Annotated in this window: 24 protein-coding genes and 2 pseudogenes; 12 read left to right on the top strand and 14 right to left on the bottom strand. The window is 69.1% G+C overall.

Annotated elements, in window-relative coordinates; all coding sequences use genetic code 11:
- The first annotated feature begins 40 nt into the window (after positions 1-40).
- On the top strand, positions 41-439 hold the full coding sequence (locus tag D1369_RS40170; protein WP_007379509.1) for a nuclear transport factor 2 family protein: 399 nt from the start codon (positions 41-43) through the stop codon (positions 437-439).
- Positions 440-976: 537 nt separating this feature from the next.
- On the opposite strand, the gene vanX is transcribed toward D1369_RS40170, so the two are convergent.
- Genes vanX through vanH form a run of 3 tightly spaced genes read right to left on the bottom strand, consistent with a single transcriptional unit; the run spans position 977 to position 3655 of the window.
- A complete protein-coding gene (gene vanX, locus D1369_RS40160; RefSeq protein ID WP_007379511.1) occupies positions 977-1585 on the bottom strand; it encodes a D-Ala-D-Ala dipeptidase VanX in 609 nt (202 codons plus the stop codon).
- Positions 1582-2622, bottom strand: coding sequence for a D-alanine--(R)-lactate ligase (gene vanA, locus D1369_RS40155; protein WP_007379512.1), 1041 nt, complete (start codon positions 2620-2622; stop codon positions 1582-1584). Before vanA ends, vanX begins: the two co-directional genes overlap by 4 nt.
- Entirely contained in the window at positions 2615-3655 is a 1041-nt protein-coding gene (gene vanH / locus D1369_RS40150) for a D-lactate dehydrogenase VanH (RefSeq protein ID WP_082319344.1), read from the bottom strand. Before vanH ends, vanA begins: the two co-directional genes overlap by 8 nt.
- Positions 3656-3814: 159 nt before the next feature.
- Between vanH and murF the strand changes: the two genes are divergently transcribed.
- Positions 3815-5158 (top strand): UDP-N-acetylmuramoyl-tripeptide--D-alanyl-D-alanine ligase, encoded by a 1344-nt coding sequence (murF, locus tag D1369_RS40145; RefSeq protein WP_007379514.1) that lies wholly within the window; start codon positions 3815-3817, stop codon positions 5156-5158.
- Between the two features lie 109 nt (positions 5159-5267).
- Here the strand turns inward: murF and D1369_RS40140 are convergent, their stop codons facing one another.
- Positions 5268-6374, bottom strand: a complete 1107-nt coding sequence (locus D1369_RS40140) for a peptidoglycan bridge formation glycyltransferase FemA/FemB family protein (protein ID WP_037902910.1) — start codon at positions 6372-6374, stop codon at positions 5268-5270.
- Between the two features lie 331 nt (positions 6375-6705).
- Between D1369_RS40140 and D1369_RS40135 the strand changes: the two genes are divergently transcribed.
- The gene (locus D1369_RS40135; protein WP_037902914.1) at positions 6706-7533 is read left to right on the top strand and encodes a hypothetical protein; all 828 of its coding nucleotides are present in this window, start codon (positions 6706-6708) and stop codon (positions 7531-7533) included.
- Between the two features lie 39 nt (positions 7534-7572).
- Here the strand turns inward: D1369_RS40135 and D1369_RS40130 are convergent, their stop codons facing one another.
- From D1369_RS40130 to D1369_RS40120, 3 genes are all read right to left on the bottom strand, one after another.
- Entirely contained in the window at positions 7573-8514 is a 942-nt protein-coding gene (locus tag D1369_RS40130) for a sensor histidine kinase (protein WP_007379517.1), read from the bottom strand.
- Positions 8511-8807 (bottom strand): STAS domain-containing protein, encoded by a 297-nt coding sequence (locus D1369_RS40125; protein WP_205574505.1) that lies wholly within the window; start codon positions 8805-8807, stop codon positions 8511-8513. The genes D1369_RS40130 and D1369_RS40125 overlap by 4 nt, the downstream gene beginning before the upstream one ends.
- A gap of 120 nt (positions 8808-8927) precedes the next feature.
- The gene (locus D1369_RS40120; protein WP_007379519.1) at positions 8928-9386 is read right to left on the bottom strand and encodes an Lrp/AsnC family transcriptional regulator; all 459 of its coding nucleotides are present in this window, start codon (positions 9384-9386) and stop codon (positions 8928-8930) included.
- Positions 9387-9463: 77 nt separating this feature from the next.
- Between D1369_RS40120 and D1369_RS40115 the strand changes: the two genes are divergently transcribed.
- The 3 genes from D1369_RS40115 (at position 9464) to D1369_RS40105 (ending at position 11680) form a co-directional block, all read left to right on the top strand.
- A complete protein-coding gene (locus D1369_RS40115; RefSeq protein ID WP_063649562.1) occupies positions 9464-10636 on the top strand; it encodes a Glu/Leu/Phe/Val dehydrogenase dimerization domain-containing protein in 1173 nt (390 codons plus the stop codon).
- A 4-nt stretch (positions 10637-10640) separates the two neighbouring features.
- Positions 10641-10994, top strand: a complete 354-nt coding sequence (locus D1369_RS40110; protein WP_037898662.1) for a VOC family protein — start codon at positions 10641-10643, stop codon at positions 10992-10994.
- A 482-nt stretch (positions 10995-11476) separates the two neighbouring features.
- On the top strand, positions 11477-11680 hold the full coding sequence (locus D1369_RS40105) for a cold-shock protein (RefSeq protein ID WP_007379522.1): 204 nt from the start codon (positions 11477-11479) through the stop codon (positions 11678-11680).
- A gap of 260 nt (positions 11681-11940) precedes the next feature.
- On the opposite strand, the gene D1369_RS40100 is transcribed toward D1369_RS40105, so the two are convergent.
- A complete protein-coding gene (locus D1369_RS40100; RefSeq protein WP_007379523.1) occupies positions 11941-12732 on the bottom strand; it encodes a CPBP family intramembrane glutamic endopeptidase in 792 nt (263 codons plus the stop codon).
- A 1472-nt stretch (positions 12733-14204) separates the two neighbouring features.
- A complete protein-coding gene (locus D1369_RS43255; protein ID WP_086023186.1) occupies positions 14205-14360 on the bottom strand; it encodes a DUF6131 family protein in 156 nt (51 codons plus the stop codon).
- A 375-nt stretch (positions 14361-14735) separates the two neighbouring features.
- Between D1369_RS43255 and D1369_RS40085 the strand changes: the two genes are divergently transcribed.
- The 3 genes from D1369_RS40085 to D1369_RS40075 all read left to right on the top strand — a co-directional run bounded on the left by D1369_RS40085 (position 14736) and on the right by D1369_RS40075 (position 17024).
- Positions 14736-15554, top strand: coding sequence for an SAM-dependent methyltransferase (locus D1369_RS40085; protein WP_037902916.1), 819 nt, complete (start codon positions 14736-14738; stop codon positions 15552-15554).
- 475 nt (positions 15555-16029) lie between these two features.
- Entirely contained in the window at positions 16030-16614 is a 585-nt protein-coding gene (locus tag D1369_RS40080; RefSeq protein WP_007379526.1) for a dihydrofolate reductase family protein, read from the top strand.
- Positions 16611-17024 (top strand): VOC family protein, encoded by a 414-nt coding sequence (locus D1369_RS40075; protein ID WP_007379527.1) that lies wholly within the window; start codon positions 16611-16613, stop codon positions 17022-17024. Before D1369_RS40080 ends, D1369_RS40075 begins: the two co-directional genes overlap by 4 nt.
- 125 nt (positions 17025-17149) lie before the next feature.
- Here the strand turns inward: D1369_RS40075 and D1369_RS40070 are convergent, their stop codons facing one another.
- A complete protein-coding gene (locus tag D1369_RS40070; protein WP_037898664.1) occupies positions 17150-17602 on the bottom strand; it encodes a peptidoglycan-binding domain-containing protein in 453 nt (150 codons plus the stop codon).
- A gap of 340 nt (positions 17603-17942) precedes the next feature.
- Here D1369_RS40070 and D1369_RS40065 point away from each other — a divergent pair, with 340 nt between their 5' ends.
- Positions 17943-18932: an ornithine cyclodeaminase family protein gene (locus D1369_RS40065; protein ID WP_007379529.1), complete on the top strand. Its 990-nt coding sequence runs from the start codon at positions 17943-17945 to the stop codon at positions 18930-18932.
- Positions 18933-19085: 153 nt separating this feature from the next.
- Here the strand turns inward: D1369_RS40065 and D1369_RS40060 are convergent, their stop codons facing one another.
- The 3 genes from D1369_RS40060 to D1369_RS40050 all read right to left on the bottom strand — a co-directional run bounded on the left by D1369_RS40060 (position 19086) and on the right by D1369_RS40050 (position 23394).
- Positions 19086-20798, bottom strand: coding sequence for a glycosyltransferase (locus tag D1369_RS40060; RefSeq protein WP_007379530.1), 1713 nt, complete (start codon positions 20796-20798; stop codon positions 19086-19088).
- 156 nt (positions 20799-20954) lie between these two features.
- The gene (locus tag D1369_RS40055) at positions 20955-21956 is read right to left on the bottom strand and encodes an RNA polymerase subunit sigma-70 (protein ID WP_007379531.1); all 1002 of its coding nucleotides are present in this window, start codon (positions 21954-21956) and stop codon (positions 20955-20957) included.
- The gene (locus tag D1369_RS40050; RefSeq protein ID WP_007379532.1) at positions 21946-23394 is read right to left on the bottom strand and encodes an MFS transporter; all 1449 of its coding nucleotides are present in this window, start codon (positions 23392-23394) and stop codon (positions 21946-21948) included. The genes D1369_RS40055 and D1369_RS40050 overlap by 11 nt, the downstream gene beginning before the upstream one ends.
- 208 nt (positions 23395-23602) lie before the next feature.
- Here D1369_RS40050 and D1369_RS40045 point away from each other — a divergent pair.
- Together D1369_RS40045 and D1369_RS40040 are read left to right on the top strand one after the other, a co-directional pair.
- A pseudogene (locus D1369_RS40045) lies at positions 23603-23870 on the top strand (transposase); the annotation flags it as partial.
- 212 nt (positions 23871-24082) lie between these two features.
- Entirely contained in the window at positions 24083-24511 is a 429-nt protein-coding gene (locus tag D1369_RS40040) for a hypothetical protein (protein WP_007379533.1), read from the top strand.
- A 106-nt stretch (positions 24512-24617) separates the two neighbouring features.
- Here D1369_RS40040 and D1369_RS40035 read toward each other — a convergent pair.
- A pseudogene (locus tag D1369_RS40035) lies at positions 24618-25141 on the bottom strand (alpha/beta hydrolase); the annotation flags it as partial.
- Positions 25142-25449 lie beyond the last annotated feature (308 nt).

Below are 25449 nucleotides of genomic sequence, written 5' to 3'. Positions count from 1 at the left end.
CCGACGATGTCCGGCGCCCCTTCGCTGTTACTGTCGCGCCATGTCCAAGATCGAGATAGACGTCGTGACCGCCGAGTTCTTCGATGCCTTTGACAACCGGGGTGGCAAGGCTGCCGACGTGGCCCGGATCCACCGGCTGGTTCTTCCGGGTGGCGTGATCGTCAAGACCGGCCCGGAGTTCACGGTCTACACCGTGGACGAGTTCATCGAGCCTCGCCAGCGGCTGCTGACCGACGGTCGGCTGGTCGAGTTCTCCGAGTGGGAGACCTCTGAACGGACAGAGATCACGGGCGATATCGCGTCGCGGTTCAGCGAGTACCGCAAGTCCGGGATCTTGGATGGTGAGCCGTTCGAGGGAAACGGGACCAAGACCATCCAGTTCGTCCGCACCTCCGAGGGCTGGCGGATCGCAGCGTTTGCCTGGTACGACCAGCCCTGACCGCGGAGCGGTCCGGCTGCGGCTTTTCAGCTTGGGGGGATATGGTGCGCCGCACCGGGCTCCATCATCCTCGTTCGGCACGGCATATCAGTCGGGGCTGCGGCGCGGGCGGCCCGCCGGCCGGCCGGCGGGCCACGGGCGGAATGCCGTCGCCGAGGGCAAGGGCCTAGGTGACGTCATGGACGTTCGCCGCGGTGGTGATGACCTTGAACGGGGTACCGGCGTCGGCTCCCCCTTTTTCGCGCGGATGTGGGAGCCGTCCACGCACGCGCGCGACCAGTCGAGTTCGCCGACCGCGCTCAGCTCGCCAAGCTATCTCGTTGCAGGGGACGTACAGGATGCCCGGCATACACAGCCGGTCCACCACCGGCCGCGGCCCCGGCACCCGCTCCGGCCAGGGCGGCAGCAGCGGCTCGATCAACGCCCACAAGTCGTGATCCACGATCCACGGCCGAGTACCCACACCCTCCCCCACGGCCGAATCGTCACATCGGTCACGCCCGACCAGAGTACTTCAACAAGATCGTCTTACGAGCTCTACGTGATGGGAAAGTCGAAGTAGGTGTCCGGGTAAGGTTCGCCTTTCAGTGTGTAATGCCACCATTCGCAGGCGTACGAGCTGAACCCGCAGTCCTCCATGAGGGAACGCAGGTGTTCACGGTTTCGCCCTTCGACTGGCTCGATTTCCGTCGCTCCGTGATGGGAGCGGGAATCCATCAGGTCGTGTCCACCCCCCATGGGGGCGAGTTCGCCGGTGTCCAGGTGATACAGGGTCATGTCGACGGTGCTGCCCCGACTGTGGCCGGACAGGGCGGCCACGTATCCCCTTTCGAACATGTCGGACCTGTTGATGTCCGGATAGTGCCGTGGCTTGGTCCGGCCGTCCTCCGGCTGTTGCGACCAGCGCACGAAACAGTCCACAGCGCGTTGGGGACGGTAACCGTCCCAGAGCAGCAGGCCGAAACCGAGGGATGCGGCCTTGTCCCGCGCCTTTTCCAGTGCCGCGCACAGGACCTTCGTGCCGACGATGCGATTCGCCAGATAGCCGTCGACCGGTTTGCCGGTGAAGTTGTCCCAGGTGGCGTACTTGGCGTCCCAGCGTATTCCGGGTACGAGCTCGTCCACGAAGGCGAAGTCCTCGTTCATCGCGGCTCCCCCGGCAGTGCCAGGGACACCAGCCGGTCGATCACTTCGGTGAGCGGAAGATCCGCGGCGGCCATCATCCTCGGATAGCGGCTGTACGAGGTCATGCCGGGGAACGTGTTGACCTCGTTGAGGACTACTTCGCCGTCCTCCCTGAGGAACATGTCCACCCGCGCCAGTCCCCGGCACCCCAGGGCTCGGTAGAGAGCCTTCGCCTGCTCCGTGACGAGGGATCGCGACTCTTCCGGGATGTCGGCGGGAACAATCGCAACGGAGTTGTCGGATCCGGTCTCGGGCTGGTCCTCCTGATGGATCCTGAAGAAGCCGTGGGAGAGGGCGATGTGGTCCACCTGACCGGTGATCAGGCCCTTCTCGTTCCCGAGAACGGCGCATCCGATCTCGCTGCCGACGACGACCTCTTCGATCAGCACCTTCGAGTCGTACTGCCGGGCGGTTTCCACCGCACTCAGGAGTTCCTCTCTCCGGGACACTTTGGTGACGCCGAAGGAGGGCCCCGAACGGGCCGGCTTCACGAAGACGGGCCAGCTGATCCGGTCGGGATCGATGTGTTCCCCCGCGGTGACGGTCCAGTGGCTCGGCGTGCGGATTCCCGCGCTTGAGGCGACGAGGTAGGCGAGGGACTTGTCCATGCACAGCGCGGAACTCTGGATGTCACAGCCGACGTACGGAATGCCGGAGAGTTCGAGGAGACCCTGGATCGCACCGTCCTCGCCGAGCTTGCCGTGCAGCACCGGCAGCACGACGTCCAGAGTGATCGTCTCGTATCGCCCCTGGTCCAGGACGAGCAGTCCGCGGTCGCCGCGGTCGGGTGACAGCACGGCCGGGCGGTGGTCGCCCCTCTCCCAGTCCGTGTCGGGCCCGTTGCAGAGCCTCCAGTCACCGCCCTTCGTGATCCCGACGAAGAACGGCTCGTACTTCTCGACGTCCAGATTTTGCGCGACCTCCCGCGCGGACTTGACGGAGACGGGGTGTTCCTCGGAGCAGCCACCGAAAATGATGCCGACCTTCAACCTAGCCACGCTGATTCCTTCTTTCGAATGTCAGGCAGTTGGTGATCGAGTTCTCGACCGTGTCGATCAGGGCGTGATCGGTGTAATACGCGGTGTGCGGGGTGATGAGCACGTTCGGCATCTCTTGCAGCCGCACCAACGCCTTGCTCTTGATGTGCTTGTTGCGGCAGTCGGCATAGAAGATTCCTTCTTCTCCTTCGATGACATCCAGCGCCGCGCCGCCCAGCCGACCGCCTTCCAACGCCGAAACGAGGGCCTCGGTGTCGATCAGGGATCCGCGTCCGGTATTGACGATGAAGGCGCCGGGCTTCATCCCCTCGATCCGTTGACGGTCGAGGAGATGATGCGTCTCCGCGGTGAGGGGCGGGTGGAGCGTGACGATGTCACTCAGGCGCAGCAAGTCGTCGAGCGAGACGTAGTCGGAAGACGTCTTGGGGTTGCGATCATGGGCCAGTATTCGACCGCCGAAACCCCGTAGCCTTTCCACCACCGCTGTGCCGATCCGCCCTGTTCCGACGACTCCGATGGTCAGGTCGCGCAGTTCCTTCCCGCGCGTCTCGCTCAGCCGGTAGTCGTGGCGATCGGAGCGGCGGACGGTCGTTTTCGCGTTCCGTACCGCCATCAGCATCACCATCAACGTGTAGTCGGCCACGCTGTCGGGCGAGTAGGTGACATTTTCGACCGAGATGCCGAGGCTTGCCGCGTATTCCACGTCGATGTGGTTGCAGCCGATGCTCCGCGTGGAGACGTACGTGACGCCGACTCGGCTGAGGGCGAGAAGTGCGGAATTGGTGACCCGGGTCTTATGGCCTACGCTGACGCACCGATTCCCCGAGGCCAGGTCGGCATTGGCCTCGGACACCGCCGCCTCCGTTATGGTCGTGGTGACACCGAAGCGGAATGCCTTCTCCCGGAACAGGGCGGCCTCGTCCGGCTCACATCCGTAGACGGTGATACCCGTTGCCGGTCCCGACGACGAGGGCGAAGTCGCCGGAGATCGGGGGCGGCCGGCCGCCTTTCGGGCTGATTCGCTGTGGGTCATGCCGACAGTCAAGATGACGCGGTGTTGCCGGGGCGTATGCGGTTTTCGATACGCCGGCGATATGCAACAGGCCGGTAGCGTCGAGCACATGGCCGCATTGACCGTTCATCACATTCCGCTTTTCCCGCACCCGTTCTCTCGAGCCCACGAGGCCTCGGCATGATCCCGCTCAGCGTCGGTGAGATCGCCGCGGTCGTCGGCGGGACGGTCTCGGGCGACGGTTCGGTGACGGTGACCGCGCCCGCTGTGCTCGACAGCCGACGTGCACAACAGGGCAGCCTCTTCCTGGCCTTCGCAGGCGAGCACGTCGACGGCCATGCCTACGCCGAACAAGCAGGCCAGGCGGGTGCCGCGGCCGTCCTCGGGTCCCGGCCCACGCCGTTGCCCACCGTCGTCGCCGAGGACACCCAGGCCGCGCTGCAGGCACTCGCCGTCCACGTCGTGGGCAGGCTGCGCGACAGGCTGACCGTCTTCGGGGTGACCGGCTCACAGGGCAAGACCAGTACCAAAGACCTCCTGGCGGCCGTGCTGTCGAGCGCGGGGCAGACGATCGCCACGTTCGGCTCCTTCAACAACGAGCTGGGTGTACCGCTTACGATGCTGCGCACCGAGGCGACCACCCGGTTCCTCGCCCTGGAGATGGGAGCCCGTCACCTCGGGGACATCTCCGAACTCACCGGCCTGGTCGCGCCCGACATCGCCGTCGTCCTCAACGTCGGCCAGGCCCATCTCGGCGAGTTCGGGTCTCGCGAGGCCATCGCCAAGGCCAAGGGCGAGCTCGTCCAAGGGTTGGCGCCCGGCGGCACCGCCGTCCTCAACGCCGACGATCCCCGGGTGGCCGCGATGCGCTCGCTCACCGACCGTCCGGTGCTGACCTTCGGTCGGACGGAGCACGCCGATGTACGGGCGCTCGGCCTGGCTCTGGACCGGCTCGGTCGGCCGTCCTTCACCCTGCGGACCGCCGATGCCTCGGCTCCCGTCTCGCTCCCGCACGTCGGCGCCCACCAGGCGCTCAACGCGTCGGCTGCCGTGGCCGCGGGGCTGGTGGCCGGCGTACCCCTCGACACGGCCGCGGCGATGCTCGCCACCGCCTCACTGTCGCGGTGGCGTATGGAGCCGCGCGACCTCGCGAGCGGTGCGATTCTGCTCAACGACTCCTACAACGCCAACCCCGATTCGACCCGTGCGGCCCTGGACGCCCTGGCCGCGATCGAGGGCAGGCGCCACATCGCCGTGCTCGGCGAGATGCTCGAGCTGGGCGACGACAGCGAGGTCTGGCACCGAGCCGTCGGGGAGTACGCCGCCGCCCGGGCCGATGTGGTGGTCACGGTTGGCAAGGCCGCCCTCCGGATCGCCGAGGGCGCGGGCGACCGGGCGGTGGCGCTGGCCGACAACGGCGCCGCCGTCCACTGGCTGCGCAACCACCTGGCCGCCGACGATGTCGTGCTCGTCAAGGCGTCCCGAGGGGCGCGCCTCGACGAAGTGGCCGCCGCACTCACGTAGTTGGGCCGGGTCGCACCGAAGGGGCCGACACACCCATCAGCAAGTGCGGCGCCACGCGCCATGCTCGGGCGTGGCGCTCGGTCGCAGGCCACGGGTGGCGGGCCCCCGCTCATCGCCCGCGCCGCTTGATGTACAGGTCGAAGGCGCGGTAGACCAACGGCCGCAGCGGCAGGTCCCATTCGCCGACGTACCTCACCGCCTGACCGCCGGTGCCGACCTTGAACTGGATCAGTCCCACGTGCGGATCGTCGGGGTCGAGGGTGGGTGTGATGCCGCGCAGGTCATAGACGTCGCATCCGGACGCCAGCGAGTCGCGGATCATCGCCCACTGGCAGGCGTTGGAGCCGCGCACCTCGCGCTTGCGGGTCGATGAGGCCCCGTAGGAGTACCACGCGTGGGCGCCGACTCGGACCAGGATGGTGGCGGCGACCACATCGCCCTGGTGACGGGCCAGGTAGAGCCTGATCCGCTCAGGGTCCTCCGCGTTCAGGGCCGTGAACATGGTCTCGAAGTAGCGCAGCGGCCTGGGTGTGAAGTGGTCGCGTTCGGCGGTGTGGACGTAGAGGTCGTGGAACACCTTCAAGTCCCCGCCGACCGTGACCTCGACCCCCTCCTTGGCCGCCTTCTTGATGTTGCGGCGCCAGAGCTGGTTCATGCCCCTGAGCAGCTCGTCCTCGGTCCTGTCGGCCAGCGGAATCTCGTACTTGAACTGCGGATGCCCGACTCCGAAGCCGTTCTCGGGACTCTGCGGCAGCCAGCCGGCGTCCCTGAGCCGCCCGGTCACCCGGGCGCCGACCGGATGGGTCCACTGCCCGGACAGGTCGGTGAGGCGCTTGATGCCCGGCTCGGCGATCCCTTCCTTCACCTGTGCCGCGCTCCAGGTGTCCGTGCGCACCGGCGGACCCAGCCGGATCGCGAACGCGCCCTGTGCCTTGAGATGGGCCGCCAACGGGTCGAGCCATACGTCGATCTCGCCGGTCCAGTCGATGACCGGGCCCTCGGGGAGATAGGCCAGCGTGAAGCGCTCGAGTCGCGGCACCGGCCGGTGCAGGACGAGCCCGGCCCCGACCAGTTGACGACCGTCGAACCAGCCGAGGGACTCGCCGCGCCATTCGGTCTTGACGCGGGCCCATGCCGGGGTCTGCAGGAAGCTGACCGACCGCTGTGTCCGCACGAACGCCAAGTGCTCGGCGGCGCTGATCGGCACGACGGTCAGGCCCCCGCCCCCGCCCCCGCCCCCGCCCCCGGCCACTCGGTGGATCGTGGTTCGACTCACCGGCCCGCCGTCCCCGCGTCGGCGTTCCCGGACGGCGCGTTGACGCATCTGGGGTACCACCGGGTCTGGCGGGCTGTTCGGGCTGATTCGCTGTTGGACATGCCGTCATCCAAGGCAGCGCGGTGTTGCCCGCCCGTATGCGGTTTTCGATACGGCGACGATAGGTGCCAGTTCGTAGCTTGGGAGGGGGCGGGCCCGTCCCCAGGGTCCAGTGGCTGATCCGGCGGCCCGTACCGCTCCACGAAGCGTCACCGCAGGCATGATGTGGGCCATGACTCACATCGCCCGCCGCATGTACGAGCTCCTTGAACCGATCTGCCTGGTCACGTACTTCGCCGACGAGTGCAACGAGGAGCTGGCCGGGCTCGGCCACCGCACCTACTGGGACGGGTACTTCGCCAGCCGTGCCGCGCCGCTGGGGCGGGTGCCGGCGCAGGTCGTGCACGCGGCGTTCTACAGCTTCGCCGACGGGGAGGTCGCGCGGCACATCCCGAGCGCGTGGGAGACGATCCCGCCCGAGGCGTCCGTGGCCGCTCGGGAGCGGGGCAGCGCGGCCTCGTTGCGGCGGATCCTCGGCGAGGAGCTGGTCGGCTCCCCGGGCCTCCTGCGGGCCGCCGACCTGACCACCAAGGCCGCGACGACCGCGCCCACGGAAGGCCGGGTGATGTACGCCGGGATGCGCACTCTTCCGGTGCCGAGCGATCCGGTCGCCCGCCTGTGGCATTCCGCGACCATGCTGCGCGAGCACCGCGGCGACGGGCACGTCGCCGCTCTCGTCGGCGCGCGCATCGGTGGCACGGAGTCCCACGTGCTCTCCGCGCTGGACCAGGGCATTTTCCCGCCTGAGTCGTTCGGGCGCATTCATCACCTGCCGAAGAAGCGGCTGGCCGCGGTCATGGACGGCCTGCGCGAGCGCGGACTCGTCGACACCGAAGGCCACTTCACCGACGCCGGGCGCGAGACCAAGCAACGCATCGAAGCCCTTACCGACGAACTCGCCGCCCCGCCGTACGACGCCCTGTCCCCCGCCGAACTGGACGAACTGGCCACCCGGCTCGAACCCATCACCGCGACGCTGGTGGCGGCCGGATCGCAGTGACGAGCAACGACTCACGTGGCCACGTCGGCCACCAGGGATCTACGGTCGCGCGGTGAAGCGCGAGATGTAACAGCGAACGGCCGTTCCCTCGGGACCGGTGTGGATGCGTACGAGATCGGCCAGGGTGTGCACGAGCAGCAGGCCCCGACCGCCGAGCCTGTCCCGTGCGGGTGGGCAACGGCCGGCAAGCGGATCGCCCAGGTACCCGTGGTCGCGTACCTCGCACACCACTTGGCCGTCATCGGCCCACACCCGCAGGATGCCGGAACCCCCGCCGTGCACCACGCTGTTGGTGGTCAGCTCGGCCACGATCAGGGCCACGTCCTCCAGACGGACCCCGGACAGACCGAGCCGCGCCGCCTGCTCGACCGCGAAGCGCCGGGCCCCGGGCAGTTGGCCGGCCTGGAAGGCGAATTCCTCGGCCGCCGACGGCTGCTCCAGGGGCTGGTTGTAGCGGTCGACCACATGCTCCGGGGCGTAGGCGGTGCTGGGCCGTTCCCTGCCGCCGGAGATGATCAGAGGGTGGGTCGCCTGCGCGTCGGTGAGAGCCTGCTCATCGAGGCGGTCGGCGTCGTAGGGGCACAGGATGGTGACCTCCCGGCCTTGGAACGCCGGGTTGATCAGTGCCTCGTGCTGGACGCATGCCGGGTATTCCACCCTGCTGCGGCCGGCCCAGATCGGCTCACCGATGATCCGCACCCGCGTCTGGCGGTGGGTGTCCGCGAAGGCGCGCAGCACCATCGGGATGATCCGTCCGGGGTTGCGCCCCGCCTCGGTCATGTCGAGGAACGTCACCTTGGCGACGTCCTCGCCCAGGGCCGCCTTGAGGAGGGCGAGGTTCGGCCCGGGAACGGCCACCGCCACCGGCTCCCCGGCCTTCACGCCGTCGCGGATGAAGGGCACCGTGCCGTGCAGGTACTCCTCCTCGCCCCGGTAGAACAAGGCGGGATGAACGAACGGTTCGGTGCTGGGCCCGGTCATCGCCCCATCACCTCGACAGTCAGCAGGCCCGGCCAGAACAAGTCCAGAACGCGCCGCAGGGCGGCAGGCGGCTCCTCGATCACGATGCGTCGCCCCTGCGGAATGCCCTGGGCGGTCATGGCCAGAGCGGAGACGCCGGCGACCTCGACGAAGGTGACCGCTGAAAGTTCCAAGTGACACGTCTCTTCGTCGCTCCGGGCAAGGTGGCACAGGGCCTGCTCCCAGGCCGGGCGGGTCAGCAGGCTGACCTCTCCAGCCGCTTGCCAGCCCGGCCGGTCCGTCAGCGGGAGCACACGCAGCGCGCTTGTGGGCGGGCCCGGCGATGCCGACAGTGTCCCCGCCTCCCCCGAACTGCCCACGCCTCACCCCTGGTCCCCCGCGCCTTGCTCCCCAGTATCTCCTACGTCGGCAGTTCACGGTGTGAGGGGTTCAAGCACCTGTTTGTCGGTGTGCTGGTAGATCACAGAGGTGCGGAATCCGACGACTTCGCGGCGCGCGGTGAACTTGTCCATGAGGAAGCCGTGGAGGTGGTCGACGCTGGGCGCGGAGACGTGCACGATCATGTCGTCCCCGCCGGTGACGACGTAGACGGTACTGACCTCGGGCAGACCGGCCGCATAGGTCTTGAACGCCTCGATGACCGCTCGGCTGAGGGGGCGGATCTGGAAGTGGATGAGCGCCTGGACGTGGCGGTTGAGGGCGGCCGGATCCACGGCGGCGTGGTAGCCGGTGATGACTCCGCGGGCGCGCAGTGCGCGAATGCGTTCCAGACAGGTCGACGGGGCGATGCCGAGGGTGCGCGCGAGGTCACGGTTGGTCTGCCGCGCATCGCGCTGCAGATGCCGGACGATCGCCGAATCAAGTTCGTCCATGCCGCGATTATGGCGCCTGAGCCGAATACCATTCGGTCCATGGGCATGGCCGCTGTCGGAACAGCTAGCTTCGCCCCATGACAGCCGTACTTCTGGAAGCTCTGGCACCCCTCGTCCCGGATCCTTCGCACGAGCTGGTGCAGGTCGTGCGGGGTCGCCGCAGCGGCCTCGCGATCACCATCGCGGTCCACTCGACCGCGCTCGGGCCGGCCGCCGGCGGCTGCCGGATCGCTCACTACCCCGACCCCGCCGCCGCGCTCACGGACGCACTGCGACTGGCGGCGGCGATGACCGAGAAGAACGCCCTGGCCGGTCTGGACCACGGCGGCGCAAAGGCCGTCGTCGCCCTGCCCACCATGGCTCGGCCCACCGGCGCGGAGCGTACGGCTCTGCTCCACGACCTGGGCGACGCGATCGAATCGCTCGGCGGCCGCTACATCGCGGGTCCGGACGTGGGAAGCAGCCCGGTGGACATGTCCGTGATCGGGGAACGCACCCCGTATGTCTGCTGCCGGCCCGTGGAGGACGGCGGCAGCGGTGATTCCTCCATCCACACGGCACGCGGGACCCTGGCGGCACTGGGCGCGGTGGCCGACGAGGTCTACGGCTCACCGGAGCTCGCCGGCCGGACCTTCGGGGTGATCGGCCTCGGTGCGGTCGGCGCCCACGTGGCCCGGCTCCTGACCCGTGCCGGCGCGCGGCTCGTCGTGACGGACATCAACCCGGCCGCTCGGAACCGGGCCGAGGAGGTGGGCGCGACCTGGGTGGATCCGGACACCGCCCTCGCGACGGAGGTCGACGTCCTCGTGCCGGCGGCACTCGGCGGCCTGCTGACCGCGCGCACGGTGCCGCTGCTACGGTGCGCCGCTGTCGCCGGCCCGGCCAACAACCAGCTCGACGAACCCGCCACCGCCCGTCTCCTCGCCGCACGCGGCATCCTCTGGGCACCCGACGTGGTCGTCAGTGCGGGAGGAGTCATACACGCCACCGGTGTCGAACTGCGCGGGGAATCCGAGGAACAGGTGACCGAGCGGCTGTCCGGCATCGCCGCGACGCTCCGACAGGTCTTCCACACAGCTCGCAGCCGGGGGATCATCCCCGCCGACGCGGCCACGGACCTCGCCCTGCAACGCGTACGCCGGGGAGACTCGCACCTGGCTCGCGCTGACGTGCTGCCCCCGGCCCCGTCGGCTGCCGGGCCGAGGATGCCCGGGCCGCCGACATCACGCCCGACGACACAGGAGAGCTGACGACATGAGGAACCGCTGGGCCGGAGTGACCATCGACTGCCTCGACGTGGAGAGAACCGCTGGTTTCTGGAGCGCACTGCTGGATCGCCCGACCATGCCGTCCCGCCCCGGCTGGGTCTATCTCGGCCACCCCGACGACCCACACCCCCGCCTCACCTTCCAGCCTGTGACCGAGCCGAAGCGTGGGAAGGTACGCCTGCACCTCGATGTCGCGGTCGACGACATCGACCGGGGCATCGCCCAGGTCATCGCCCTCGGCGGCCTGCTCACCGGCGAACGGCACGACTACGACGAAGGAGTGGTCGTCGTGATGGCCGATCCCGAGGAGCACGAATTCTGCTTGGTCCAGTACTACTGAACCGCCTCCTGCGGCAGGCACAGGGTCTGCTCATGATGTTGCTCGGTGTCCTGAGGTCTGGCGGAATCCGCGCGCTCGTCCGTCACCCGGGACCGGTCCCTCGGCCGCGACCGCACGATCGCCCTTCCGGCCCAATCCTCTTTTTCCGGAACGCGTGCGTCAGCGACGCGGACGGCACCGGGAGAGCGACCAGCAGGGCCCGGATCCGCCCCGAAACCGGGGGCAAACTCGGACCGCCGAGGAGCAGCAGCAGGCCCACGCGGGCGAGTTCGGCGACACGCCGGGTACCGAGTCGACCGCGTTCTCGGTAGCGGCGGCCCCTCCCCGGGTGTAGCGTCGTGATCCAGCAGTCGTGGTTCCGAAGTCCTGTTCGCCCGTGATCGCCGTCACGGGCGTTCTTGCGTGTCAGCGCCTCTCCGGACCAGGGCGATCACCTCCGGGCGCGCAGAGTGCGGGCCCGGTTTCCCTCGAAGGAGACGGTTATGGCCAAGGGCACTGTCAAGTGGTTCAACAGCGAAAAGGGCTTCGGCTTCATCGAGCAGGAGGGCGGCGGCCCCGACGTCTTCGCCCACTACTCCAACATCGCCGCCCAGGGTTTCCGCGAGCTGCAGGAAGGCCAGAAGGTCGAGTTCGACGTCACGCAGGGCCAGAAGGGCCCGCAGGCGGAGAACATCCGCCCCGCCTGATTCCGCTGCTGCGGCAATCGTCAGGCCGGGGGCTCATCGTGCGTGCCAGCACGCACGATGAGCCGATGAACCGGCCAGGGACGCAATGGCGTTGAGGAAGTGGCGTACGGATTCGGTCCGACCCGAGGGTTTGCTCCGTCTCCGCACCTCACCTCCTCACTCCCCGGCGAAAGCCGGGACGCCGCTCCTGGTCTCGTGTCCTGTTCGCGCCCTGTGCCGAACAGGACACGAGACCAGCCACGCCATCGAGCAACTGCCCGTCACTCCAACGCACCCGCCTGCTCGGGGCGCTCATCAGGGTCCGCAGGAACGCCGTCCCGCGTCAGAGGGACATCTCCGGTGCCGTAGCGGCGCAGCAGCCACACCCCGTACACGGCATGGAAGACGTACACGCACACCTGCCACCAGTCCGGTGCCGCTCCCGGTGAACGGATCTGGAAGAAGTCGTCCAGTCCGTGGGCGGCGACCATCGGCCAGACCGAGCCGATCGCGAACCGCAGCCCCGCGCAGGTGAAGCCGAACAGGCCGGCCGACAGCATCTGCCACAGCGTGTCGTCCAACGGGGCGCCGAAAAACAGGTAGTTCTGCAAGTGGCCGACGCCGAACAGGAAACCGACGCCGATCGCCGCCCGCGTCGCACCGAGCGGGGCGAGAACCTGTTGCACGAGGCCGCGACTGTAGATCTCCTCGTTGATGCTGACCCACATGAGCGAGATCAGACTGCTGACCAGCAGAGTCGTACGTCCCTCCACGCCTGCCACCGCGTACGAGCAGGCCACGAGAAGCATCGGGAGAGCCAGCCACCAGCGCCGCAGTCCGCCCAGCGCGGCGACGCCACTCACGCGCAGCCATCCCCACCGCCACAGGACGACCCAGACGCCCGCGAAGCAGACCGCGTTGACGACGGTGGCGCCCAGGTCGGGAAACCAGGACGGTGCCAGGGGAGGCAGGATCACCTTGGCGAACAGCACCAACGCCACATGCCAGGCGAACGTGAACTCGACGGCGCCCCACAGAGGGTGGCGGCTTACATGGCCTTTCCACCGGTGCATCACGCGGCGAGCGTAACCGCGGACTCCCGCTCTGCGCCCCGCGCTTTCAGGAAAGCGGTACCGAGGCCCCGCCGGGGCACGAACCCCCGTGCCCAGGACGAGAGTTCCGAGGGCGCGGGCCCGCGCGACGGCAGCTCGCCCGGATCGTGCCGTGGCTCTGACGCCCTGCGTTGTCTCTCCATCGCTCAGCAGCCCGATCCTCTGTGGGAGTTGATGTGCGCGGTCTGCCGCCTTCAGACGCGTCAGGGGCTCGTGGAGTTCGGGCACTGGCGTCGCGAGGCAGGCCGGCGGCTGTCGCGGGACCCTCGGGCCTCACACGCCGTGGGCACCCTGCGCACTGTCATCCCTGCCTCCGGTTACATCCCCGACTTCCTCACACCTCCCGTCACAGGCGAGTGCCTGGAGGCGGGTCTCGAAGAGCTACGGGCGACGCCCCGCGACCGATTGGCCGCGGAACTGACGCGATTCGCCGGCACACGGCCGGTGCGTGGCTGGATGCGCGGCCCCCACGAACCGCCCGCCTCCTCGCTCAAGCTGCTCTCCTGGAGGGCCTGCGCCCCTTCGCCCACTGGAACCCGCCGTACCTGGACGTCGACTATCCCGTCGACCGGGAACTGCGGCTGGAAGGGCGGGGTCTGATGCTCGTACCGTCGTACTTCTGCTGGCGCAGACCCATGGCGCTCGCTGATCCCGGCCTCGATCCGGTCCTCGTCTACCCCGTCAAGAAGCAGCCGCTCGAGCTCGCCCGAGCGGGCGAGGAACGGGGCCAGTGCGAGCTATCAGATAGGCGTCCTGCGCGGGGCAGGACTCGTCGTCAGCAGGAGAGACGGGAAGCACGTCGCGCACACGGCGACGTCACTCGCCCTCAACCTGCTGGCCGGCACGGGGACGACACTTCAAAGAGGATCGAAGGCATAGCGGCCCGTGCAGGTGCGTGGCACTGTTTTGCCATCGTTGAACGACCAGGGGAGTCACATGGGGCGTGCCGTCAAGGCCGCGCTGATCGCACTGTTGGTACTGGGCTCGTGCTCCGTCCTGGCTGCGGGGTCGGCACCGGTGCAGCACGTGACGATCAGGGCGCGCTAGCGGGCATCTCCCGGCAAGCTCCGACCGACGACCAATGGGGGAAATGAACGTGTACAGGCGAGTGATCACCGTGGTGTTCCTGGTGACGAGCGCTCTGGGCGCCCTCGGCGCGCCTGCCATGGCGGCGCCGATGCCGTGGGAAACCAGCAAGATCCCAGGCGCCTCAGTAGTCCCTGCCGTCCCATCCGTGTCATCCGTGCCATCCGTCGCAGACGGAGACGACGGCACGTTCACCGTCCAGTGTGGGAATCCCTGCTATCAGTAGCGCGCTGCGCGCAGCGCACCCGCATTTCACCGGCTGGTCGTAGGAGGAGGGGGCCCGCTCAGTGAGCGGGCCCCCTCCTGAAGGCAGGCATTCAGCCGGACGTGCTGCGAGGACAGCCCGGTCACCAGTAGTGACGTCGGCCGGCGACCGCGTGCCCCATGGATCCCATGATCCAGAAAACGGCGCCCACCACGGCCAGGATGATCCCGAGGGTCCACAGGATCGATATGCCGGTGAGGAAACCGATGACAAGCAGAATGATGCCGAGCGCGATCATGACGTACCTCCTGGTGCGAGCCGACCTGTTACCTCCCGGATGCCCCGAAGCGGCAACATCACCCCACCCCCAGCAATCGGGAAACAATTGCTCGTAGAACGCGATGGCGCGCTGGTCCGGTCCGGTGGGTGGCCGAGCGCACGTGGTGATCATGGCGGTGCGGCATCGGTTGATCATCGTCCGCCACCCGAGGGCACGTGTCGGGAGCCGCGGGTGATCGCGGCGGACGGCAAAGTGTGCGCAGCTCGCGCAGGCGGTAGTCCGTCGGCAAGAGCCACGGGTTCCACGACGCCCTGGGCCTCTACGACCTGATCAGTCGGCCCGGGCATTCCAAAACCGTGGCCAGCAGGGGACGTTACGGGGAAAATGATCGCCATGACGTACGAAGGCTCTTCCATCGACCCGTCCAAGCCCAGCATCGCCCGCGTCTACGACTACCTGCTGGGCGGCAAGGACAACTACGCCGTGGACCGGGAGATCGGCGACGTGTTCAAACGCGACCTGCCCGGCTCGGTGGCCATCGCCTTCGCCAACCGCGCGGCGCTGACCCGCGCGGTCGGGGAGATCGTGAGGACCACGGGCATTCAGCAGTTCATCGACCTGGGCAGCGGCCTGCCGACCGCGGACAACGTCCACCAGGTCGCGCAACGGCACGCCCCCGAGGCCCGGGTCGTCTATGTCGACATCGACCCCCAAGTCCTGGTCCACGGTCGAGCGCTGCTGGAGAAGGACGACCAGACCCGGGTCGTCGCGGTGGATGTGCGCAACCCCGAAGGCATCCGTACCCACCCCGACACCGTGCGCTTGATCGACTTCACCCGGCCCGTCGCCGTCATCTTCAGCGCCATCCTTCACCACGTGAACGACGACGAGGACCCGGCCGGCATCGTCCGCTACTGGCGCGAGAACGTGCCCTCCGGAAGCTACTTCTTCGTCAGCCACTTCCGCTCCGGCGACAACCCGGAGACGCAGGAGGCCGAGAAGGTCCTCCAGCAGACGTTCGGCCGCGGCCGGTGGCGTACCGACGCGGAGATCGCCTCTCTCCTCGACGGCCTGGAGATCCTCGACCCCGGCATCGTCCCCGCGCCCCTCTGGCGCCCGGACCAGACCGAGACTCCCTGGAACAACAGCGGGGAACGGCAACTCACGGTCTGGGAACATCTCATCGCGGCGACCCTCGCCCGCAAGCCCTGACCGCCGCCTCGGTCCCTGTCCCGTTCAACCGTTTCCGGCGGTCGGCCCACGCCTCCTCCGATCGCCTCCACGCTCGTTCCTGCCCGGCGGTCATGGCGGCCCAGCGCAGGTCGCCTGGCGGAGCCCGCCTGGCGGAGCCCAGACGCGGTCGGCGTCCGACGCGGGACGGAACTCGGGGTCGCAGAAGCACCCGCCGCAGTCGTCAAGCCCGTCCCGTCCCCCAGCAGCGGTGGCGGGCCGTGAGCACACCGCCACGGGAGTGGGCGCCGGACGGCCTGCGGTATCGCGCCTCGTCGCCCTGGCCCGTGCCGGAGCTCACCATCGAGCGCAGTCCTCTCCTCGAACGCTGGAGACCGGCGCGCCGGGCCGATGAGTTTGCCGGCTGCCAGCAGTCTCCCTTGTGACCAGCCCACCCCGCCGACGGCTGAGGAAGCGCCGGATCCGGGTGTCGTGGAGGAGAGACGGAGAGGCCAGGATGAACAATCCGATTCGGCTGTACATGTCGATGTCGCTCGACGGCTATATCGCCGGCCCGGACGATCGGCCGGGGCAGGAGCTCGGGCGCGACGGCGGACGCCTCTTCAACTGGCTCGACGACCGAAAGTCCGACGGTCCGAGCGGCCAGGTCTACCGCGAAGCGCTGGCGACCGGAGCGCTGATCTCCGGCCGTCGGACCTTCGAACTCGCCGGGCGCTGGCAGGGCGATCACCACGACGGCGTGCCCATCTTCGTACTCACCCACCAGGTGGCTGACGGGGACGTGCCACCCGGCCACGCGCGTTTCGTCACCGACGTCGAGGACTGCGCCCGTCAGGCTCGCGCAGCCGCGGGCGACCGGCCGGCCATGGTCCACGGGGCGGGGGCGGCCCAAGCGCTTCTCCGGGCCGGGCAGCTGGACGAGATGGAGATCCACCTGGTCCCGGTCCTCCTCGGGGAGGGGCGCCGGCTGTTCGACCACCTGGGCGGCGATCACATCGAACTCGACCTCGTCCGACGGCTCGAGGACCGAGACGTCACGCATCTCCGTTACCGGGTGCGTCGCACCGGGGAGGCCGCGTGAAGACGCTCTTCGTCTCCTACCGCGTCACCGATCTGGCCCGCTCGCTCGGTTTCTACACCGCACTGGGCTACGCCGAACTGGGCAGGGTCGAGGCCGGCGACGGGGCTCGCCTCGTGCTGCTCAAGTTCCCCGAGGAACCGGCGGTCTCGCTCGAACTGGTCCACCGCCCCGGCGACGCGCCGGTCGACGTGGGCAGCGGTTTCGACCACCTCGCGATCCAGGTGGAGAGGCTCGCCAGCACTCTGGAGGCGCTGACCGAAGTCGGCCTGAGGCCCGAACCCCTCCAGTACCCGGGTGGTCCTGACGGCCCGAAGACGTCATGGCTCACGGATCCTGACGGCTATCGGATCGAGTTGGTGGAGTGGCCCTCCGGACACCCTGACGGCATCACCGAGGCCGACTTCGCCTGAGGCGGCGGCCACGGAACGGCGCTTCCATGCAGGTCCTCCCGCTCCTCGTCGTCCACGTCATCGCAAAAGGCTGGTCGAGCAGGTAATTTCCCGCTCGACCAGCCCACCACGACAGGCGGTATTGCTCAGCAGCCCGTCGCGTTGTAATTCCAGAACGCGGCCCGGGTCTGCGGTCCGGCGATCCCGTCGGGAGTTCCGGCGTTTTCGCCGACGGCGTTCAGGAATTTCTGCAATGCCGTGATCGTGTTGCTCCCGACGACCCCGTCAACGGTGCCCGCGTTGTAGCCCCAGGCGTTGAGCATCCTCTGGGCCGCCTTCCAGCTGTTGGTGCCCAGCTGTCCGTCCTCGGTGCCGGCGTTGAAGCCCCAGGCGTTCAGGCAGCTCTGCCAGTTCTTGGCCCGCGCTGTGTTCAGGCCGAGGTTGTTCACCGCGAGGGGGGAGACATGCGCGCTGCTGACCGTAGTCCTGACGGCCTGCTGAGGCGCCGCCACGCTCGCACTCGCACCCGCAAGCCCTCCGGCCGCCATGCCGACGACGGCGCTCGTGACGACGAGTGCTCTGGTCAGAGAAGATCGCATTGCTTCCTCTTTCCGCTCGACTACGAAGGCGTTGACGTGACGCCCCGCATGGGGTGTCTGCGCCGCCGCCAGCGTGCCAGGAGCGCGCACCCAAATCTTGTAAAAATACGATCCTCTTTTTCGTATGACCGCATTCAGGCCACATTTCAGGCACAGTCCATAGGGAATTTCGTCAGGGCGCCGGGTGAATTCAAGCCAATATGCTGAACGGACTCAGCCGCGTACGGATGAACCTCCTCGCGGGCAACGGCGTGTCGTAGCCGGGGCGGTGAGGGGTCGGGGTCGACGCTTCGGCTGTGCGGTCGTCGGCCGTATGACCGATATCAGGAGGTTGAGACGCATGCTTGTTCTGGGCCGCTCGCAGGTCGAAGCCCTGCTCGACGTGGACTCCCTGATCGATGCCCTGGCCCTTGCGATGGCAGACCTCAGCGCGGGCCGCGCCTCGGTTCCCGACCGCGTCGCCGCCCTGGTGCCCGAACGTGAGGGATTCCTGGCGGCCATGCCGGGCTTCCTGCCGTCGGCCGGGGTGCTCATGACCAAGCTGGTGTCACTCTTCCCGCACAACGACGCGGCACGGCTGCCCACACACCAGGCGCTGATCGTGGCGTTCGATCCGGACACCGGTGAGCCCACCGCCCTGCTGGACGGTACGGCCATCACCGCGGCGCGGACCGGCGCCTGCTCCGCGTTGTCGGCGCGGCTGCTGGCCCGCGAGGACGCGACCGTGCTGGCAGTGCTGGGCACCGGCGTGCAGGCCCGGTCCCACGCCCGCGCGATCTGTCGGGTCCGCCCGATCCGGCAGATCCGTGTCGCGGGCCGGGATCCAGCGAAAGCCGCTGCCCTGGCCGCTGAACTCTCGTCCGTACTGGAGGGCGAGGTCCAGGCCGTGTCCAGCTACGCCGAGGCACTGGACGGCGCGGACATCGCCGCCGCGACGACGCACGCCGTCGAACCCGTGATCCGCCGCTCCTGGCTGACACCCGGGGTGCACATCGCGTCCGTGGGGTACAACCCGGCCGGCCGCGAGATCGACGACGCCACCGTGGCTGAGGCTCTGGTGTGCGTCGAATCACGGCAGGCCGTGCTCGCCCCGCTTCCGGCCGGCAGCAACGACCTGCTCATGCCGATCCGCGACGGCCTCATCAGCGCCGATCACGTGCACGCCGAACTGGGCGAACTCATCGCCGGCAGCAGACCGGGGCGCACCACACCGGACCAGATCACCCTCTACAAGTCGGTCGGCGTGGCCGTGCAGGACGCCGCGGCGACGGCGCTGGTCGTTGCCGCAGCCCGCGAGCGGTCGGTCGGCGAGGAGACCACGCTGTTGTGATGCCGCCGCCTGGATGCCGTACTTCTTCTCCTTGCCCGGCGGCCAGGAGGCCGGCGTGCGTCAACACCGTGCCGGTGACGCACCCCGGTTCAGCCCAGCCCACCACTGCCAGGCACCAGACGAGGCGAACGTCGTCTGGTGCCTTGGCCCTTCTCAGGTGCCGCTCCAGGGGTCCGCCCTGCGCGCCAGCTTCTTTGCCCGGCCTCGGACGTCCGGGGGCAGACGGTGGAGGACTGTGCGGGCTGCCCGGCGGATGGGCGGGACGGATGTGGTGCGCAGGTAGAGACGGTGCGGGAGCGTGGCCTGGCTCGGTGGGCGTACGGAGAGGCGGAGTTGGCCGGTGGGGCCGCTCCAGGCCGGGATCACCAGGTGGGGTGGGTTTCCCACTCTGACGGAGCCGAAGCCGAGTCCGAGGCCCGCGCCGAGACCGAGGTCGGGAGCGGCACCGCGCGTCTCGGCGTCGGGGCGGGTCACCCTTGCTCTGCGGCCCACGCCGAGGAGTTGGGCGCTGGCCCACACCACGTGTGTGCCGGGTTCCATGGCCTGGCCGCCGGCCAGGGTGAGGGGGTCGATGGCTGTGTCGCCGGTGAGTACGACGCGGTGGCGGTGCCCGCCGAGTGGCTGGGTGCGCGGGGTCAGGTCGGCGTCCGGGAACCACCACAGGTCCCGGGCCGTGTCGTGGACCAGGAGTTCGCCGTGGGCGTGGCCCAGGGGATGCGGGGCTTCCCAGCCCTCGGCGCCCTTGATGCCGTCCAGCAGGTCGGGGTCCAGGAGCATCCGGCCGTAGCGTTCGACGAGGGCGAGGGGCTCACCGTCGGCGCGGCGCATACCGATCGTGGTGGTGACGTGGAGTTTTCCGTCCCGCCAGCGGATGTCGTCGACGGTGACCTCGGGCCTGATGCGCCGGGTGCGGCGGGCGAGTTCGACGAGGGAGTCCAGATGACCCTCCTCCAGCAGGTGCGCGCGCAGCCGGGTCAGGGCGGGCAGGCCGTCGCGGACACCGGGCGGGTAGGCCTCCAGGGCCATGCGGCGTACGACGTCGAAGTGGCGCTGGAGGTTGTTGCCGGTGCGCTGCAGGACGCGCGGTTCGTTCACCGGACGCAGCAGTTCGACGCGGTAGGAGCGGCGGAGCAGGTGGTTTTGCAGCGGGCCGGGTTGGGTGTCCTGCTTGATGGCCTCCACGACCGTGCGCAGATGACCGTAGTAGTCCTCCGGGGTGGTGGCCCGGCTGCTGGTGTTGCCGCCGTCGTCGCGGCGCTTCCACACGTAGCAGGGCTGGTCGGCGAGGATCGAGACCGTCTTGGCACGCAGGTAGGCGCGGACCATGAAGAGCTGGTCCTCCAGGCGCACCGGGCCCTCGGGGAACCGGAGGTCGTGGCTGAGCAGGAACTCGCGGCGGAACATCTTGTGCGGGGTGAGGCTCTCCATGAGGGGCGCGTCCTCGACCGTGCAGCGCTCCACGGTGCGTTTGAAGACGTTGCTCGGGCCCGCCATGGTGCCGATGACCTTGCCCAGGACGATGTCGGAGTTGTTGCGGACGGCCAACCGGTGCAGGTGCTCCAGAGCCCCCGGAGTCAACTCGTCGTCCTGGTCGACGAATTGGACGTACTCGCCGCGCGCCTCCCGGATGCCGACGTTACGGGGTTTGCCGGGCCAGCCGGAGTTCTCCTGGTGGATCACCCGCACATGCGCGTGCTCGTCGGCCAACGCGTCGAGCCGCCGTGCGGAGTCGTCGGTCGAACCGTCGTCGACGTAGATGATCTCGTACGCATCCTCCCCCAAGGTCTGACGTAAGAGCGACGGCGCACACATGTCGATGTAGCGGCCCGCGTTGTACACGGGCACCACGATGCTCACCTTGAGCATGAACGTTCCCCCTCAACGGAGACGGCGCGTCTCCTGTTGTTCTTTGGACGTTCAGACTCTGGCAAAGGTTGTCTAACCCGAAGCAGTCAAACGGTTGTCTCCAGAAAGCGCCATCGCAGGGACTCTCGAGCCGGTGCCTGCGCGACGGCGGGCCGCTCATGGCGCCGCGGAACCGGGGAGTGAGGTGGGAAGGCCGAACGAAGGGAACAGCCCGCCGTCGAGGAAGACCACGATCCGTGCGATCAATCCGTCGCGGATCTCCAGCACATGGATGCCGTGCGGGACGAACGAGCCGTCCGGCGCCAGGCTGTAGGTCGCCACCGCCGGGCAGCCGTTGGCGGAGGTGGCGAGGGACCGGTGCGGTTGGGCGAACGCCCGGCGCCTCAGGTGGTCGACGACGGCCGCGCGGCCGAGGAACCAGGTGGGGATCGGCGGCATCTCGTACTCGATGTCCGAGCGCAGCAGCTCCGCCAGAGCGGCGGTGTCCGACGTCTCGAAGGCGCGCAGGTACTGCCGCACGACTTTCTCGTCGAGTGCCATGTCGGCCGCGGAGCCCGACCTCATCTCCTCCTCGTCGGGGACGTCCTGGGCCAGCGTCTCGCGGGCACGCTGAAGAAGACTGCGGGCGGCAGTGACGGTGATCCCGAGGAAGTCGGCCGCCTCAGCGGGACGGAAGGCGACCACGTCGACGAGGATCAGGACGGCGCGCTGCCGGGCGGGCAGGCGCTGGAAGGCGGCGATGAGTGCGAGCCGGGTGCTGTCGCGGAGCGCCGCGATGCCGGCGGGGTCGTCCTGCGGATCCCCGGGACGGTGCGTGGGCATCGGCTCCAGCCACGGCAGCGAATCCGCCCTCGACAGGTCGGCCGTCTCCGGGCTCTCCGTCGCGGCGCCCAGACCGGAGGGCAGGACACGGCGGTGGCTGCTCCGCAGGGCGGTCAGGCAGGCGTTGGTCGCGATCCGGTACAGCCAGGTGCGCAGTGACGATCGTTCGTCGAACTTGTCGTATCCGCGCCAGGCCCGGATCAGCGTCTCCTGCACGAGATCCTCGGCGTCCTGGAACGACCCGAGCATGCGGTAGCAGTGCGCGAGCAGCTCCTGCTGGTACGGGTCGGCGAGCCGGGTGAACTCGTCGTCCGTGCGGTGGCTCTCAACGGACACCGAGTTCCTCCTGTGCGGTCTGAGCGGCCGGGTGCTGCGCAGCCCGCCGCGCGGCGGGTGTGCGGCCCGGGGCGAGGATCCCCGAGGCGGCCCCGACGAACGCGAGCACCGCGGACGTGATGATGGCCGCCGAGAAGCCGTCCGCGAACTGCTCCGGCGACCGGTCGCTGCCGTGGGCCGCGAAGACCGCGGCGAGGACGGCGATGCCCAGGGCGCCGCCGAGTTGGCGCACCGTGCTGAAGGTGCCGCCGGCCTTGCCCATCGACTGCGGCGGCACCGACGTCATCACCGCGCTCTGCTGGGCCGGCATGGCCATCGACGTCCCGATGCCCGAGATGATCAGTGCGGCGACGGAGGACCCGTAGGAGTCGTGGTGGTGGGCGTTGACGCCCAGCCACACCAGTCCCGCACCTTGGAGGAACAGCCCGGACGAGATCAGCCAGCGCGGGCCGATGCGGTCCTGCAGCCGGCCGGCGAGGGGCGCGACGAAGAAGAGCGGCACGGTCCACGGCAGGAACCTGATCCCGGCGCCCAGCGGGGAGTAGCCGAGCGAGATCTGGAGGTACTGGGCCAGGAAGAAGACCGTGCTGAACAGGGACGCGGTCAGCAGGAGTGTCGAGAGGTTGCCGGCGGCGAAAGCGGGGACGCGGAACAGGCTCATCGGAAGCATCGGCTCCGTGGCCCGCCGCTCCCAGCCGACGAACGCGGCAAGCAGGACGAGACCGCCCACCAGGGAGCCGAGGACCTCCCCGCTGCCCCAACCCGCCGGGCCCGAGCGGACCAGCGCCCACACGAGGCCGAACATCGAGGCCGCGACAAGAAGGATGCCCAGGTAGTCGACGGCGACCGGCTTCCCGTTCATCTCGGTGAGCTTGACCGCGGCGAACGGAATGACCGCGACGATGACCGGCACATTGATCCAGAAGATCCACTGCCAGGCCAGGCCCTGCGTGACGGCCCCTCCGACGAGCGGGCCGCCGACGACGGCGAGGCCCATCACGGCAGCGTAGATGCCCATGACGGCGCCGCGTTTGTGCGGCGGCGCGGCCGCGGTCAGGAGCGCCAGTGCGGCAGGCGAGATCATGGCGCCGCCCGCGCCCTGGAGGACGCGGGCGGCGATCAGCAGTCCGATGTTCGGCGCCAGGGCGCATGCGGCCGAGGCGAGCGCGAAGACGACCAGGCCGAGGATGTACGTCCGCTTGCGGCCGATCCGGTCGCCGAGTTCGGCGCCGGGGATCATGAGCGCGGCGAAGCTGAGACTGAAGGCGTTGACGGTCCACTCCAGGCTCGTCATCGAGGCGCCCAGGTCGTGGTGGATCGTTCGGAGCGCGGTGGCGACCACCAGTTGGTCGAGTGCCACCACGAGGGCGGCGACCGCGGTCAGCAGCAGTACCCACGGCAGTGATGCCGGTGCCTTGTGGGGCGGGGCGAGGGTCATGTTCGGTCCTTCCGATCAGGTCTTGGTGATACAGACCTGTCGGCGGTCGCCGTTTCACCGGGCCGGGACGGACGAGGAGGACGGCGAAGACCGCCCGACTCACTTCCACCAGCACAGAAGCCCCGGGTTCACCGGCGGGATCACCGTCACCGTCGTACACGGCGGTTCGCCGCCTCATACCGGGTGCGGCCGCAGGGCGGGGGCGGCGCTCTCGGCGGCGAACACTCACGACAGCCTCGGGCTGAATCCGATGGTCGGACAGAGCGTACGACGCCCCTGAACTGCGGCGATGGCTGCACCGCCAGCGGATCGGCGTCCGCATCGCCCGCGAGGGAATCGACTCAAGCGAACGGCTGGGCCGCCGCCGGTGGGTCATCGAGCGCACGATCTCCTGGCTGACCGGCTACCGCCGCCTGTCACCGTGTAACGAGCAACATCCGCGCAACTGCCTGGCCTTCCTCGGCCTCACAGCGGCCCGGCGCCTACAGCCGACAGCCCATGTCGCCTCATCCGCCCAAATCGCTCTCGGCGCCCGCCGTTTTGGGCGTCCGCACGGAAACACATGCCTCACGTGGATCTCCTGCCGGATATACACCCACCCCCAGAGTAACCGTCTTGACTGGTGACGCTATCGCATGGGAACCTCTCGTCACCACTCAGAACGGTTACTTCGCGGTGAGGACACCCCATGGCAGTCGTACGCTTCCACCTCGTCTCCCAGCTCGGCCCCAAGGACGTGCTGGGAGTGCTGACCGACTTCGGCCCCTCCCGTGCCCAGGCCTGGCCCACGATCGACGCCGACCACTTCGAGGTGCACGACCTCGGCGACACCTGGGCCGAGGTCACCGAAGGGACCGCGGCCGCCTGGGAGCGGGCGCGCTACGAGTGGGAGCCCTCCGGTGACACGGTCGTCGTCACCACGCTGGACTCCAAGCTCTTCGGGGCCGGCGGCGGCTGGGTCTTCCGGATGACCCCCGAGGACGGCGGCACCCGGGTCGACGTCGAGCTGACGCGGGAGCCGAGCACGGTCAAGGGCAAGATGCTCGCCGTGCTCCTGCCCCTGGTCGCTCCCCAGTCGCTGCGCAAGTCCTTCGCGGGGCCGCTGCAGGCGAAGTGACGCGCCCTCACATGGGGGAGGGGCCGGCAGCGTGCGCTGTCGGCCCCTCCCCCATGTGCCCCCTACGTGAACTCAGTAGGTCGACCTAGCCGGCGCCGGGGATGCGGGGGACGGCGCGGATGACGTCGCTGGAGGCCATCTTGTCGACGCTGTCCCAAGTGAGGTGCTTCGCGGAGCGCTCGTGACAGCCACGGGCGCCGCAGTAGCACTCCTTGCCCTCGATACCGTGCTCGTCGCCCAGGGCCCACGCCTCCTCGGCGGTGTCCGGGAGGGCCTGGAAGACCGCCGGGTACGGGGAGCCGTCGGCGCCGAAGCGGAACTGGCGGGCGGATTCGGCGGCGGAGACGGTCGCGACGGCCTTGACGCGGTGGTCGCGGCTGGTGGCAGCCAGCGAGTAGCCGGCGGAGGCGCAAATGCACAGCAGACCGACGCGGTCGGGGTCGACCTCCTCGCGGGTGGTGAGGTACGAGACGGCGGCAGCCCGCGGGGCAGACCGCAGGACTCGCCCTGGTGAGCGCCGTCGAAGGCGAGAGTGACGAATCCACGCTCGGCCAGCAGCTGGGCGTAGGTGCCGGAGGTCTGCTCCTTCACCCCGCTGCCGGGATGTCCGACCACCAGCGCCGGACGAGGATGGTCGTGGGAGTCCGGCTGCCACCAGTCCCGAGTGGGGCGTACTCGGTGTGCCGTTGCCGAGGAGGGGCCGACGAACGCTGTACCGCATCCCTCGCTGCTGGAGCTTTCCCGCACGTGGATCTCCTGCGCAGGCGCATCGACCCACGGCCTCGAAGGCCACGGGTCGATGCGCGGTTCCGATGCGCGAGGGCGAGCGTGTCCCACGGTCCGGGCGCGCAGTCGGCGGGATTTCCAGCGACGGTCAGCTGGGCGGCCCCGGAGACGACGGCCCAGGCGCCGAACACATGGCGCACCGCCGCCACGCC

Origin of the sequence: Streptomyces sp. CC0208 (assembly GCF_003443735.1) — a bacterium.
Classification (GTDB): Bacteria; Actinomycetota; Actinomycetes; order Streptomycetales; family Streptomycetaceae; genus Streptomyces; species Streptomyces sviceus.
The sequence above is the reverse complement of the archived record's forward strand: the minus strand, read 5'-3'. Positions and strand labels throughout refer to the sequence as shown.